This is a genomic window from Bacteroides ilei (assembly GCF_900128495.1).
Taxonomy (GTDB): Bacteria; Bacteroidota; Bacteroidia; order Bacteroidales; family Bacteroidaceae; genus Phocaeicola; species Phocaeicola ilei.
Genome location: NZ_LT635801.1, coordinates 1,891,005 through 1,904,780, shown reverse-complemented (window position 1 = coordinate 1,904,780; position 13,776 = coordinate 1,891,005). Strand labels below are relative to the sequence as shown.

The window sequence follows — 13,776 nt, the reverse complement described above, 5'->3', positions numbered from 1 at the left end:
TAATGCAATTATTTGTATAACATTTTTTTAGATAACGTATTGTCTGCTTCCATCTCTTGATATGTAAATTAATAACGCCCACTCATCTGTTCAGAGCATTTAAAAAAATCGGCGATAAAATTATTGATTTTTTTTGGGATTCCGATGATATCATACAATAAAATGAAGCATTTCAGATGAAATTTGAAATATTCTCGGATGCATTTAGCAATGAATAGAACTGTGATAGAACAAAAGTCCACCCCAATTTGCGAAGTGCACCCCAAAAGTTTTTTTCTAACTTTCGGGGTGCAGATCATTTTGGAACAGCCTATTTATATAACAGGGTAATGTCGTGTCGAAAAATAAAAAAATAGGGGGAGTAAAAGGGGGAGTAGCAAAAAAAGAAATCCTCTAAAAACTGGTTTTTAGAGGATTATGTAATCAAGAATATATTTTTGTGGAGCATACAGGACTCGAACCTGCCACCTTTTGACTGCCAGTCAAACGCTCTAGCCAGATGAGCTAATGCCCCTTACCGATTTGCTTTGCAAAGATAACAATATTTTAAAAACAAAATATATTTTCCCGCTAAAAAATGCAACTATTCAAACAACAGGCGAATCTTACCCTTATCTCCTACTACATAATACCTGCCGTTTTCGATTAAAATAGCCCGGCCCCGCTCGGCTTCCCTATTTTCCTGATTATCTACATTTACACCTATCACTTTTCCACCATAAAAAGTCGAAATATCATCAAAAATAGTATGTCCCACAATAATATGCTCCACCCCATACTTCTTCATGAGCAACTGCAATGTATCGGCAGGACATGGTTTATATTTTTCCTTGTCACGTACCAGTCCTCTATACCATATAGGACCTTCATTCCCATACAAAAAGGCGTGTAGATCAGAAAATTCCTTACGCTTCTTGTTTTTCAGGAACAGAACTCTACTCATTTCATCATTCACATCCGGAACAGACAGATCGGCATCATAGAAAGCTTTACCCAAACCGGCATGCACATACAGATTATCACCCAGTATCTGAATCACATTCCGCGTTGCCAACCACCGTCCTAATTCCGTATCAGAACCATATAAGGAAGAGTATCTGATATGTAAAGAGTCGGCCAATGCTTTATATTTATCTTTGGTATACCGCAAATCATCCGACAAGACCATAGGTTCATGATTACCTAAAATAAAGGAAACCTGTCCTCCGGCCGCCTCCGCTTCAGCCTCCAACTTATAAAGCAGCCAGAATATTTGCGTCACGTCATTTCCCCGATCACAAACATCTCCCAAAACCATCAACTGGTTCTTTCCAAAACACCATGACAGGTTGGAATCAATCACATGATTTGCCTGCAACAGACTGACTACACAATCCAGATTACCATGAGGATCAGACATTACAAAGACCTTGTCTGCCGCTCCCCCCTTCCATGGCTGCCGTTTTATCGGATGTAAAGTAACCTGAAAAGCATATTTACCGTCATGACTGACTACAGGGAAAGAATAATCCGACGGTAACGGATGATCATACCACACCGAATCAATAGTACCGCCTGCCGTCACCTGTAAAGTCTTCACCCGATTATCAGGGGAATAACAGATATAAGGCCCATCAGCCGACAAGACCGTTTTCAAAGACTTGTCTTCTCCTTGCGCCCTTGCCGTTCCTATAGACAGGAAAAGAAACGGCAACATCAAGAAACCCAATAATTTTCCCATAGATTTTTCCATTTATTCAATTAAAAACAAGCTGTATCAGAGCCTTACGGTCCCCGATACAGCCATACATACAAATATCAATATCCTGGATTCTGAACCATCGACCCGTTAGCATCCATCTCATGCTTCGGAATAGGCAATACACACAAGTAAAAATCCCAATTGAATTCCATATATTGCGTATTATGCTTAGTCTTTGAAAGATCTGGATCAGATTCATCTACACGTGTTACTGTCAAACCATTTCTCAAGACATCGAACATACGGTGTCCTTCAGCAACAAGTTCCTTACGGCGTTCTGTCAGTACATCATTCAAAGTCAATGTCTTTCCGACAACCGTATTCTTGTTATCAGCCCTATTCACAATCGGATCCAAATACTTGACCGCCGTTTCATTATCATTAACCTTGACTGCAGCTTCTGCAGCATTCAGATAAGCTTCCGACAAGCGGATTAACGGAATATTGGCGTCCGCAATGTTTTCCCCTTCCTGAGGCTGATATTTATTTACATATGCATAGCGATCTTTGTCAAAACTCAATAAACGCAGGCGTACATCATTGGGATCCTGACTCAACAGATGATAAAACGAAACGGTTATACACATATCATCATACCCATCATATGAATTCAAATATCCCATACTTTCCTTACCCGGACTATCAGTTGTGGTATTGACAATCTCAAACAATACTTCACCTGGATGATCTTCCGAAGAATCCTCTCCCCAAGCTGTCGGATATTCTTCTGTTGTCCACAATTTGAATCCTTCTTCTTCCGCACCTTCAATCGCCTGTTCAGCCATGTTCAATGCCTCCTTATTATCACCATGATATAGATAAACACGACTTAACAAAGTCATGGCAGCCCAACGGTTAAACTTACCTTTGTTAAAGCTGGTGTCCAATAAACTTACAGCTTCCTTCAAATCGGCAATAACCCGATCGTAACATTGGGAAACCGTAGCCCTAGACGGCTTATCATCAATCGAAAGTTCTTTCAAGACCAATGGAACTCCTAATGAAGCTCCGTTATCTTTCAGATACGGATAACCGAAAAACCGGGTCAAGTCAAAATAGGCCAAGCCACGAATGGCCAAAGCTTGCCCGAGCAGATCATCACGATAATCTAAATCACTTTCTGTAACATTCAATTCATCAATTTTGTTGATAATCAGATTACAGCTCGTAATAATCGCATATAGATATGACCACTGGCTACTCGGACCACTATCTTTTGTCCAATTAAAACGATAATAGTTTCCGGTACGTTTCGTAGAAGAGACAGCCTGCATATCATCACCCGTTACATCACCATAATAGACTAGGCGTCCTGAATACGCATCTGAACTCTGCATTGTACTGTAAATCCCATTTAAAGTAGCTTCAATTTCGGATAAAGCCGTTATACTGTTTTCAGTTTCCACAGAAGTAGAAGGCTTCACATCCAACCAGTCATGGCTACAAGATGTCATACCGCCAACGGCCAAAACACCCAATATTATATAACTAAATTTTTTCATATACTCAGTCTTTATCATTTAAACTAGAAATTTACATTTATACCAAATGTTACCGTTTTTAATGGAGGAGTTCCCCAAATGGCAGAACCATCCTGAACGGCTTCAGGATCATAATAATCGTATGCAGCCCATGTCCATAAATTATTAGCAGAAGCATAAAGACGGGCATTCTGAACCCCAATCTTCTTAGTCCATTCAGAAGGTAATGTCACCCCGAAAGTCAATGTTTTCAAACGAATGAAATCAGTGCTATGCAAACGACGGGTAGTAGAAATCTTATTCATCGCCTGGTCTGGCTCCTCTATAAAAAGCTCATATCTAGTAATATCGCCCGGTTTCTTCCAGTTGTCTGCATAATAGGTAGGGATATTAGCCTCCAGGTCATTACCTCCATGTTCTGTCTTCTGAGCCCAGGTATCATAACTGAACCCACCGAACTGGTACGAAAACATAAAGCTCAAATCAAACCATTTATAACGCAGGGTATTGGTCAACCCACCAATCAGATTAGGTTCCGCATGTTTGTCCAATGCAATTGCATTTGCTTCAGAAGAATCTTCAGTAATATCCTTTATATAGTTCCCATTCTCATCCAAATCATTGGTATAAAACTGAGGTGCACCGGTTTCCGGATTAATTCCTGCAAATTCAATCAGATAGAATGTACGGTATGATTCTCCCACTTTATGGATTTGTGAACCACTGATAATCTGAGTCTGTTCTCCGTCCAATACCAAGATTTTATTACGGTTATGACTTAAATTGAAAGAGGTTGTCCAAGTAAAATCCTTAGAAGTAATATTCTGAGACGTTATTTCCAGCTCAACACCTCTGTTACGTACCTTTCCGATATTCATCAGATAACTTCCGAAACCTGTGGTATATGAAATCGGACAGTCCATCAGCAAGTTTTTAGTTGTACGTGTATAAAATTCTAATGTTGCATTCACTCTGTTCCACAAACCGAAATCCAGACCAATGTTCAAATTATAGTTTGTTTCCCACTGCAAATCCTTATTGGCTATTTGTGAAAGAGTAATACCCGGCTGAGACAGATATCCTTCTGTAAGAGAGCTCAATCCCATATAACCGAAATAATCGGAAGGCAAGGTCCCGTTTACACCATAAGACGCACGTATTCTCAAATCTGTCAGCCAATCCTTATGCGGATCCATAAATTTCTCTTCAATTATTCTCCAAGCACCGGATACTGACCAGAACTTACCCCACCGGTTACTAGGATCCAAGCGGGAACTACCATCCATACGGAAACTGGCACCTAAATAATATTTATTCTGATAATCATAATTGGCACGGCTCAAATACGAAATCATTCGGGTTGTCTTGTCCGAACCTGAAACAGATTCAACTTTCATACCGTTACTTACTGCATTCTTATCGAATGTAGCAAAATTAGTCACCTCACCCGACAGATAATCGCTATATTGTTCATCGATTTCATAACCGGCCAATACATCAAAATGATGATCTTCATTTATATTGAAAATATATCCTAACTGATTAGCCCACAACGTCTTATGATATTCTCTATATTGCTTATACATACCACCGTTAATATCATCACCGTTGGATGTACGAGGATCCGACCAATCTTCACCTTTTGTATTTGTATAGTCATAACTTAACGTAGACTTGAATTTCAACCCCTTAAGAAATTCATATTCACCGTAAACAGTATTAAAAGAACGAGTCACATATTCACGGGTATAATCGTATGTGGCAGACAATAACGGGTTACGATCACTATTACGGATAAACTCACGATTCCAGCTTCCATCTTCATTATAAACAGCATCCGAAGGAACCACAGCATTACGTGAAGAATAGAACGGAGACGTATAGCTTGTCCCTTCACTATATACATTCTGGTTAACAGTCGCAAACAACATACTTGCCCCTACCTTCAAATGTTCTGTTGCCTGAAAATCTACATTGACACGACCACTAACACGCTCCAATCCAGAATTAAAGGCAATACCGTTTTGTTTCAAATATGATAATGAAGAATAGTAATTGAACTTACCTGTTCCACCCGAAATAGAAGCTTCATACGACTGATGATCTCCTCTTTGAAACATAACATCATCCCAATCTACATAACCACACCAAGGGATAGGAGCATAATCATCAATATTCTCATCAGCATATTCAATGGCCTCATTTTCTGTAGCTCCATCTCTCAAAGCTCCAGCCTTCAACCCACTGTATATATACTCACGACGTTGTTCACCACCCATGACCGGACGGAATTCCATTGCAAAATCACTGAAACCCCAATCGGCCTTCAAAGAAACTTGGGCTTTTCCTTCACGACCACGTTTGGTAGTAATCAAAATGACACCATTGGCAGCACGGGAACCATACAAAGAAGCTGCAGCAGCATCCTTAATAATTGATATATTTTCAATATCGGAAGTATTCAATGTTGACATAATGTCCAGCCCTGAATCTGATCCGGTAGCATCAATGGAACCAGACATGACAGGCACACCATCTATCACATATAAAGGAGTATTGCTGGCATTAAAAGAACCCATACCACGGATATTGATAGAAGATGACGCACCAGGCTGGCCGGAAGGAGCACTGAACTGGACTCCTGCTGCATTCCCCTGCAATAAATCCTGGAAAGAAACAGACGGAATATCCTCTAACTTTTCAGCTTTCACAGCTGAAGCAGATCCAGCAAAAGCTGATTTTTTAAATGTACCATAACCGGTTACAACGACTTCATCCATTACCAGATTGTCACTTTTCAATACAATGGTAACCGGATTGGCTGAAGTCACTTTGATTGTCTGACGAACAAAACCAATATAAGAAATTTCTAATGTAGCAGGAAGAGCTGATACACTCAATTCAAAATTACCGTCTATATCGGTAACGGCACCTTGAGATGTTCCTTTAACTAAAATATTCGCTCCAATAATTGTTTCACCGTTCTCATCAATAACAGTTCCAGTGATAACTGTAGGAGCAGCAACTGCCGACATAAGCTGTAATGGTTTTTCTACAGCTCGGACAAATCCAGGAGCCAGACAACCAAGTGCTACCATCATAACACAAAAATTTCGACCGCTCCGAGAATAACATTTTCTCATCATACTTGTTTATTTTATTATTACCTCTAAAACGCCAATCTTTCTTTAATCTTTAAACACCCTCAAATCCGCAACCGCCCTCATAAGATGACACAGAGGTCAAAAAGGTAGCGACACTGTGGCAAAAGAGGGTGCAACGCAGCAAAAATCGCCACAAAGACGCATTAAATCCCCTTACCCCACCATGCGACTTGAGGCAATACGCAAAATCACGACCATAAGTTGTCGGTGTCATCCAAAGTCATTCTGGAACACATCAGCATAAGCGTTGTTGCATGAATAGATATTCAGCACATACTGCCTTGATGTCCTGACCCATTTGGCTGGCACAGAGATGAACTTGAAGACAAACGCCTTGATGCGGCTTGTTGCTTTGAGTCCGAACCTCTTCACGTCAAGCCTCGCCATGATGAATTTATAGAAGTTGCGTATGAGTGCCGTAAGCAGAAGAAACACCGTGTTTTCTCCCATGAAGGATTTTGGAAGCCTGTTCCAGCCGAATCCGTTATTCATGTCATCGAAGATGCGTTCCTTCCCTCCACGGAGGTTATAGAATTCGACAATCTCTTTCTCGGAAGACTCGTAGTCATTTGTAAGGATGCAGCGGTAGGTGTATTCTCCTTCCCACAGGTCGAGTTCGCCGTCTATCCGCTTCTGTCTTTGAATCACAAGACGGTATGCCTTCCCTTTCCATTTCTCGATGAGAATGGAGGCCAGCTCAAACTCAATGCCGCCCAATTCCACTTTCTTCCAACCTCTGAGGGCAAAGATGTCATTGTAGAGCGAACTGCATCGGTTGGCACGGATATAGAAGGTCTTGCAGTGTTTAGCAATCTCTTCCACTATCTCTTCAGAACACGAGCCGCAATCAGCTCTGAAACGGTTGATCATAAGCTTGTTCTTTTCAAACCTTTCAAAGAACCTCTTCAGCGTGTCCTTCTGGTGGAAACGGACATTTGTGTTGCCGTCGCTGTTCTCAATGCCGACAATCAAGTCGCCAATAACCGCCACGCCAGGACGGTATCCGAGAAACTTCTTGTATGTGGGTTTCGCATCAAACTTCTCAGCCTCTATGAACTGGTGGTCGAAGTCAACGTCATACCCCTCGCCATCTTTCAGCTGCCCTGTGGACAATAGGCAATTGAGGAGCAGTGTATTCAGCATGTCTGCCGTGTTTAAGTCGTAGGTCTTGCCAGTGTCGGATGTGTAGGAAATGTTATCCTGGGTCAGTTCCTTTATGGCTCTGAGAATCGTGTCGGCACTGCATGTGCGAAGTGTCGGATGAAGCGAGAGGTGATACATCAGATGAGTGGTGACATCCTCTATGCATGAGCCGCCACAGAAATAAACGCTCATAAGCGAACGGATGATTTCGCTGTATTGATAACCATACAGCCTACATCTCATACCGAGGGTTGAGTCGATTACAGATGAGAGATTGGAGTCAAATTGCTCCATTATTGAAAAAATTCCTCCAAAAGGAGAGAGTTTCTCAGATTTTATTGCTACCTTTGCCATGTCTGTCGGGTTTGATACATATTTTGATTTGCAACACTAAGATAGGTGAAAAATCTGACATGGCAAAATCCTGAGCAACTTTTTGTTGCTCAGGTACTTATAAAATAAGTTAAACTAAAATGCTGCGGAATTTAGGAACACATCAAAGACTAGCAATCTAAATGAAAAAAAATCGCCCGCAAAATTAGTAAATAAAAAAGAAAAACAGCCACAAATTTATAATTCTTTATTCCAACAGAATAATATTCCACAAAAGCTACAATTTATATATCACAATCTACCCTATAATGAAAACAAGCAAGCATCACCCATGAATATCCAGATAAAAAAATAGGCCACCCTTAGGGCAGCCTATTATGCATTTCAAAGACGATGTCTCGATTCTTATCCCTGGTGGATAGCTTCAGAAGGACATACATCTGCGCATGTTCCACATTCTGTACACATTTCCGGGTTAATAGAATACTTATCACCTTCAGAAATTGCGCCAACCGGACATTCATCGATACAAGTACCGCAAGCGATACAATCGTCACTAATTACGTAAGCCATTGTAGTAAAAGTTAAATTATTATTAGTACTAATTTGTTATTGCAAAGTTATATTTTTTGCTAGAAATTGTAACATACACTTTACATAATTTATCTAATTTGTACATAGTCTAAATAGACATCATCGGGTTAATGACTGATATATTGCCTGTTGTATCCTGGGACGGATATTCAGCTGAGTCAATTTTTTATGGTCATAAGCTTGCGGATATGTCCGGTTACTCATAAATACAAAAACGATATCATTGTCCGGATCAGCCCAGACGGCTGTTCCGGTATATCCGGTATGCCCGAAAGCCGAAGCTGGAACCTCGGCAGCACAAGGACTGTTATCAGCATCATCTGAATCCGGTTTGTCGAAACCTAACCCACGACGACTATCCTTTGACTTCATCGTCAAGAACAGATCGCAAGTGGCCCTGCTCAAATACCGGACATCACCGCAAACTCCCCGATCCAGCAGCATCTGGAATATGACAGATACATCGCGGGCCGTAGAAAACAAGCCTGCATTTCCCGAAACACCTCCCATAAAAGCAGCAGCTTCATCATGGACATATCCTCTCAATTCCCCTTTCCGCAGAAAATCATATTTCAACGTAGGAACAATACGACTTTTTTCAAAATGCTTCAAGGGTTGGTAAGCCGTATGAATCAAGCCCATCGGCTTATAGAAAACACTGTCAAGATAGGTATCCATGGCAACTCCGGAAATATTCTCGACTATCTCCTTCAACAACATGAAATTCACACAGCTGTAACGGTAGGAATGTCCTTTTACCGGTGCCTTGGCAATCTCATCCATAATTACATCATGAAATTCAGGATTCAGAAACAACCGGTCTGACAAACGCAAAGAATAAACGTCGGCAGAATCCGTCGAAACCCACATCTTCTTATAGACAAAATCAGGATTTACAAACAGGTTTTCATCTATCTGCAATGTATGGTTAGTGTCACGTTTCTTCCTGAAGAGTCCCCCCTTCGTGTTCTTTAAATCTATCGCTTCTAAATAAAAAGGCAACGAAGCAGGCAATCCGGATTCATGGAAGAGCAGCTCCTGGACGGTTATATTCTGTTTATCAGTCCCTTTCAAGGCAGGAATGTAACGACCTATCCTATCGGTAAGCCCGATACGTCCTTCATCATACAACTTCATGACAGCCAACAACGTCCCGGCAACCTTACTGACTGAAGCCAGATCATATATATCATTTTCCTTTACCGCCACACCCGAATCATAGGTCTGGTTACCAAAACATTTGTTATACACAGGATATCCTTCCTTTAAAACAAGTATATGACAACCGGGAAAAGCCTGTTCACGAATACCTTCCCGAGCAATTTCATCAATCCGTGCCAGAACCCCCGAATCCATTCCGAAATCTTCAGGAACATATGAACGAGGATTGTCAGGATCAAGTACAATTCCGGTCCCCGATTTGGCCACCCCCTGTATATCAACCGAAAGGAATCCATCTGCAACATTCTTGCCAACAAGAACATCGGCCACATACTTCTGCAGATCTGCATCAGAGGCATGTGCCAGAACGACAGAAGACGCCCGCTCCGTAATAGAAGGTATTTTTTTCAAGACCTCCTGCGGACAAAAACAGACCAATACCAAAGGCTTGTCGGCAGCCAGATCGGCTATCAGCGATTCAAATTCCTTGCAATCCTGCTGATGCAACGCTACTATTACCTGCTGGGCAGGACGGATCCGTTCCCTGATTTGCTCCAAGGAATCCACATTTGCGTGAACCCAGGCCAAAGCCATCGATTTATGCATTTCCTTATAAAAAGGGTAGGCTTCCGTCAAGGAAGAAGAAACACTCAGCAATACACTTCCCGATAAAGACAAGTCTAACGGAAGTATATCCAAAGAATCCTTGATAACGGTTACCGCCGCATGCTCCAACTCTTTAATCAATGCATTCGTAGCATCAGTAGACAGACGCCGGGAAAGATCCTCTGTCCCTATAACCGGATTCTTATCCAGCCCCAAGGCATACTTATATATCAGTACCTTACGACATTTTTCCGTGATATACTCTTCTGTAATGCGTCCGTCCTTGACAGCCTTTAATACCCCAGCCATACTCCGTTTCAAATTCCTGGGAACCAATAACATATCATTTCCGGCAGCCAAAGCATCGACACAGACATCATCCGAATTTTTCGCAATACCTCCCATTTCAAGAGCATCCGTAAAGACCATTCCCGAAAAATGAAGATCCTTCCTCAATGTATTCATTATAATATTAGAAGAAATGGAAGCAGGCTTTCCACTTAATTCGGGAACTTTCAGATGCCCTACCATCATTCCGCTGACACCGGCCTTGACCGCTTCTCTGAAAGGATACAGCTCGACACTGTCCAGACGCTGACGGTCAAACTGCAAGACCGGTAAAGAAACATGCGAATCCACCTCAGTATCCCCATGCCCCGGAAAATGTTTACATACAGCCATCACACCGCCGTCTTCCAGTCCCCGGGAATAAGCAATGACTTTTCGGGCCACTTCACGCGGATTTCCACCGAAAGAGCGGATATTTATAACCGGATTGTCCGGGTTGTTATCTACGTCGGCTACAGGAGCAAAATTCACGTGCACTCCTATCTCACGCAACTGACGCGCCACTTCACGCCCGTACCTATATATCAATGTATCATTCCGGATACACCCCAGCACCCGGTTTCTGGGAAACTCAGGAGTATCTTTCAGACGCATAGCCAATCCCCATTCACCATCAAAAGTGATCAAAAGAGGTATTTCGGCCAGTTTCTGAGCTTCATTTGTCAGCTGAAGCTGCTTATCGGCTTCACCTCCCGAAAAAAGAAGCCCCCCCACGCCATAATCCATTACGGCCCGTTCAAGTTCCTCGCGATTCCTCTCATTGGTATAAGGAGCCATCGTATGAATAAACAACTGTCCGATCTTCTGCTTTAAAGTCATCTGTGACAGTTTCTGTTCTACCCATCGGTTACAGGCCACTGTATCCTTTATATTACGCAATATCCCCACCGGCTGCCCGTAAACGGCCGATACGGTCAGAAAACAAATAAAAACAACACCTATGTATCTGTAAATCTTCATATCCAACATTTATGTAAAAACAGAGGTGAAGCCCGATATATTCCAGCTTCACCTCTGCTATTTATCGATTCTTCTGCAACTTCAACACCATCTTACCGACAAAGGCGGCATTCTTACCCATCTGCTGGACCGGTACATCCACACCATCCAGATTCTTATAGAATTTAGGTTCCGTGAAATAAGAATGTGAATGTCCTCCTAGCACGACATCAATATTCCGTGTATTTTCTATAAGTTCGATATCCGAAAACTGATCCTCCATCCATCCCAAATGTGACAGACAGATTACCAGATCACATTTTTCCTGATTCTTCAGAATATCAGCGATACGCTGTGCTTCCGAAACCGGATCCTCATATTTCACATTACCGTAACAATGGGCGGCAACCAATCCGTCAAGAGGAGCACCCAGGCCGAAGACACCGATTCTCACCCCTTCCCGTTCAATGACCGTATATTCCTTCACCAGTCCTTCCAGTACAGTTCCCCTCACATCATAATTGGCACAAACGATAGGAAAATCAGCCATTTTGAACAGACGGGCCATATTGTCCAGCCCGAAATCAAATTCATGATTGCCAATTGTGCCGGCATCATACTTCATTGCATTCATCAACTTGATTTCAACCTCCCCTTTGAACATATTATAATAAGGTGTACCTTGAGAAAAATCACCCGAATCGAACAAAAGCAGATCCGGATGTTCCTTCCGCTGCCGACTGATAAAGGTAGCACGTCTTACCATTCCTGCCTTACCGGCCAGAAGCGTATCCTGATAATCATCAGAAAAAGGTTCCACACGGCTATGCATATCGTTTGTATGGAAAATAAGCAGTTCCTTATCTGCCTGGGCCGATACAGATCCGACAAACAGGCAGGCACAAATCATAATAAAAAACTTTTTCATCTTCTATTCCTCCTTACCGTTCAACAATACGTCCTTCAACCTTCGCATCAACAAACTCCCCCTTGGCATCACAGTATTTTACATAATCAATCAACAAATCACGCAAAACAACATCTTTCGGCTGAGTCTTTGTAATGGCTTTCTTAAATGCATCCATACGATCATTCCCTTCAGCCAAATAATCGATAGTCGCCACATGATATTCCTTTTCCGGATCGACCGGCTTACCACCTACCTTTGCGTCAATCAGTTTCCCATCTTTAGATATGACTAACCGGGCACCGCTCAATCCTTCCCCATGTACAGCAGCCATATCCTTGAAAAGCTCCAACAGGATATCGCCTTTCATCGTTACAATGGCCAATGCATTCTGAAACGGTACAATTTCATAAATATCACCTACCGTAATCTCACCTTCATTCAATATATTACGGATGCCTCCCATATTCATCACTCCTACATCAGCCTTGATCCCCGCCTTTTCGCTGGAACTTCTCACCAAAATATCGGCTATAAGATTCGATAACGGAGATTCAGGACGATAAGCTTCCAAGCGGTTGGCAGCATGACCGATGACCGGAGCCATCACACTGTCTATCTTATGCTTGTAAGGTTCAAGAATCTGCGCAGCCACTTCATCGGAATTCACATCATATTCCTTTGTAACAGGGACCCTTCCCCCTTCAACCGACATCAATGAATAGCCGGAACTGCAAGCTGTAAAGAACAGGGCACCGACCAGCGCCCCATAGATTATTACTCTCTTCATTTCCATTCAAGTTGTTTTTAGTCGGTCAAATATACGCAAAAAACTATATCAGAGCAAAAAAGGGATTAAATTTATAGGACCAATATTTGCCTATATCACAAAAAATCACTTACTTTGCACCGCTTTCGCGTAATCGCTGTCAAGAAGAGTTACTTGATATGTTGCGTTGGTAACGATAAACAATTTATTAAAAAGAAAAAAAATGGATTTAATTAAAATTGCAGAAGAAGCATTTGCTACTGGCAAACAGCATCCTTCATTCAAAGCAGGTGACACAGTAACAGTAGCATACCGTATCGTTGAAGGTAACAAGGAACGTGTTCAGTCATATCGCGGTGTTGTTATCAAAATTTCAGGTCACGGTGAAAAGAAACGTTTCACTGTACGTAAAATGTCAGGAACTGTAGGTGTTGAACGTATTTTCCCATTGGAATCTCCGGCTATCGACAGCATCACTGTTAACAAAATCGGTAAAGTACGCCGTGCTAAATTGTACTACTTGCGTGCTCTTACAGGTAAGAAAGCCAGAATTCAGGAAAAACGCGCTAACGTGTAATCTGAAGACTTAT

The 13,776-nt window shown here is 41.9% G+C and carries 9 protein-coding genes and 1 tRNA gene; 1 reads left to right on the top strand and 9 read right to left on the bottom strand.

Annotation, left to right across the window (positions count from 1 at the left end):
* Positions 1–440 precede the first annotated feature (440 nt).
* The 9 genes from BQ7489_RS08145 to BQ7489_RS08105 all read right to left on the bottom strand — a co-directional run bounded on the left by BQ7489_RS08145 (position 441) and on the right by BQ7489_RS08105 (position 13,207).
* A tRNA-Ala gene (locus tag BQ7489_RS08145) sits at positions 441–514 on the bottom strand.
* Positions 515–583: 69 nt separating this feature from the next.
* Entirely contained in the window at positions 584–1,696 is a 1,113-nt protein-coding gene (locus BQ7489_RS08140; RefSeq protein WP_239496985.1) for a metallophosphoesterase, read from the bottom strand.
* A 101-nt stretch (positions 1,697–1,797) separates the two neighbouring features.
* On the bottom strand, positions 1,798–3,243 hold the full coding sequence (locus tag BQ7489_RS08135; protein WP_072530617.1) for a RagB/SusD family nutrient uptake outer membrane protein: 1,446 nt from the start codon (positions 3,241–3,243) through the stop codon (positions 1,798–1,800).
* A gap of 23 nt (positions 3,244–3,266) precedes the next feature.
* A complete protein-coding gene (locus tag BQ7489_RS08130; RefSeq protein WP_239496927.1) occupies positions 3,267–6,323 on the bottom strand; it encodes a SusC/RagA family TonB-linked outer membrane protein in 3,057 nt (1,018 codons plus the stop codon).
* 273 nt (positions 6,324–6,596) lie between these two features.
* On the bottom strand, positions 6,597–7,883 hold the full coding sequence (locus tag BQ7489_RS08125; protein WP_071147970.1) for an IS1380 family transposase: 1,287 nt from the start codon (positions 7,881–7,883) through the stop codon (positions 6,597–6,599).
* A 384-nt stretch (positions 7,884–8,267) separates the two neighbouring features.
* Entirely contained in the window at positions 8,268–8,435 is a 168-nt protein-coding gene (locus BQ7489_RS08120; RefSeq protein WP_021971341.1) for a DUF362 domain-containing protein, read from the bottom strand.
* Positions 8,436–8,555: 120 nt separating this feature from the next.
* Positions 8,556–11,531 (bottom strand): serine hydrolase domain-containing protein, encoded by a 2,976-nt coding sequence (locus tag BQ7489_RS08115; RefSeq protein ID WP_083580693.1) that lies wholly within the window; start codon positions 11,529–11,531, stop codon positions 8,556–8,558.
* A gap of 61 nt (positions 11,532–11,592) precedes the next feature.
* The gene (locus BQ7489_RS08110) at positions 11,593–12,438 is read right to left on the bottom strand and encodes a bifunctional metallophosphatase/5'-nucleotidase (RefSeq protein WP_072530615.1); all 846 of its coding nucleotides are present in this window, start codon (positions 12,436–12,438) and stop codon (positions 11,593–11,595) included.
* 13 nt (positions 12,439–12,451) lie between these two features.
* Positions 12,452–13,207 (bottom strand): 5'-nucleotidase C-terminal domain-containing protein, encoded by a 756-nt coding sequence (locus BQ7489_RS08105; protein WP_113745284.1) that lies wholly within the window; start codon positions 13,205–13,207, stop codon positions 12,452–12,454.
* A gap of 202 nt (positions 13,208–13,409) precedes the next feature.
* Between BQ7489_RS08105 and rplS the strand changes: the two genes are divergently transcribed.
* Positions 13,410–13,763, top strand: a complete 354-nt coding sequence (rplS, locus tag BQ7489_RS08100; protein WP_072530613.1) for a 50S ribosomal protein L19 — start codon at positions 13,410–13,412, stop codon at positions 13,761–13,763.
* The last annotated feature ends 13 nt before the right edge of the window (positions 13,764–13,776 follow it).